Source organism: Streptomyces albus subsp. albus (assembly GCF_000719865.1).
In the GTDB taxonomy this organism is placed as follows: Bacteria; Actinomycetota; Actinomycetes; order Streptomycetales; family Streptomycetaceae; genus Streptomyces; species Streptomyces albus_E.
Map to the genome: position 1 here is coordinate 1 of NZ_JOID01000072.1, position 1,471 is coordinate 1,471.

Below are 1,471 nucleotides of genomic sequence, written 5' to 3' on the forward strand. Positions count from 1 at the left end.
GGATGACCTGGGGGGTGGTGTCACCGGGCCCGGGAGGTGCCGTCGGAGACGCTGATCAGAGGTCCGGCCACCGCCCGGTCCGGTGCAACGCCGGACAGTTCGCGGGCGGCAGGTCTGCATAACGTGGATGCGCGAGCACGACACCCGAGCCGAGGCCGGCACCGCCAACACCCCTTGGGAAGAAGCGCGATGTTCGAGATCGAAGACGTGGGTGTGTTCCTGGGCCTGGACGTCGGCAAGAGTGCCCACCACGGCCACGGACTCACCCCGGCCGGGAAGAAGGTCTTCGACAAGCCACTGCCCAACAGCGAGCCCAGGCTGCGGGCCGTCTTCGACAAGCTGCGCGAGAAGTTCGGCACCGTCCTGGTGATCGTCGACCAGCCCGCCTCGATCGGCGCCCTGCCGCTGACCGTCGCCCGCGACGCGGGCTGCCAGGTGGCCTACCTCCCCGGGCTTGCCATGCGCCGGATCGCCGACCTTTACCCCGGGGAGGCCAAGACCGACGCCAAGGACGCCGCGGTCATCGCCGACGCCGCCCGGACGATGCCCCACACCCTGCGCTCGCTGGAACTGACCGACGAGATCACCGCCGAACTCACGGTCCTCGTGGGCTTCGACGCCGACCTCGCGGCCGAGGCCACCCGCACATCCAACCGGATACGCGGCCTGCTCACCCAGTTCCACCCCAGCCTGGAGCGTGTCCTGGGCCCGCGCCTGGACCACCAGGCCGTGACCTGGCTGCTGGAGCGCTACGGTTCCCCGTCCGCCCTGCGCAAGGCCGGCCGCCGCAGACTCGTGGAGCTGATCCGCCCGAAAGCCCCGCGCATGGCCCAGCGGCTGATCGACGACGTCTTCGATGCCCTGGACGAGCAGACCGTTGTTGTCCCGGGCACCGGCACCCTGGACATCGTCATCCCCTCCCTGGCCGCGTCTCTGGCCGCCGTCCACGCCCAGCGCCGGGCGATGGAAGCCCAGATCACCGACCTCCTGGAGGCTCACCCTCTTTCCCCGGTCCTGACGTCGATGCCCGGCGTCGGCGTCAGGACCGCCGCCGTCCTGCTGGTCACCGTCGGCGACGGCACCAGCTTCCCCACCGCCGCCCACCTCGCCTCCTACGCGGGACTCGCCCCGACCACGAAGTCGTCCGGCACCTCGATCCACGGTGAGCACGCACCCCGAGGCGGCAACCGGCAGCTCAAACGGGCGATGTTCCTGTCCGCCTTCGCCTGCATGAACGCCGACCCCGCCTCCCGCAGCTACTACGACCGCCAGCGAGCACGCGGCAAGACCCACACCCAAGCCCTCCTCCGACTCGCCCGTCAACGCATCAGCGTTCTGTTCGCCATGCTCCGCGACGGCACCTTCTACGAATCCCGGACACCGAAAGATGTCGAGCTCGCCGCATAACCTCAGCACCCCGAACCATCCCAAACCCGACAGGGTGTCTTGACGGAAGACATAGAGGCACCCC

Annotated in this window: 1 protein-coding gene; it reads left to right on the forward strand. The window is 69.6% G+C overall.

Going from position 1 to position 1,471, the window contains the following annotated elements:
- The first annotated feature begins 189 nt into the window (after positions 1-189).
- Positions 190-1,407, forward strand: a complete 1,218-nt coding sequence (locus IF83_RS0129380; RefSeq protein WP_030549407.1) for an IS110 family RNA-guided transposase — start codon at positions 190-192, stop codon at positions 1,405-1,407.
- Positions 1,408-1,471: the final 64 nt, after the last annotated feature.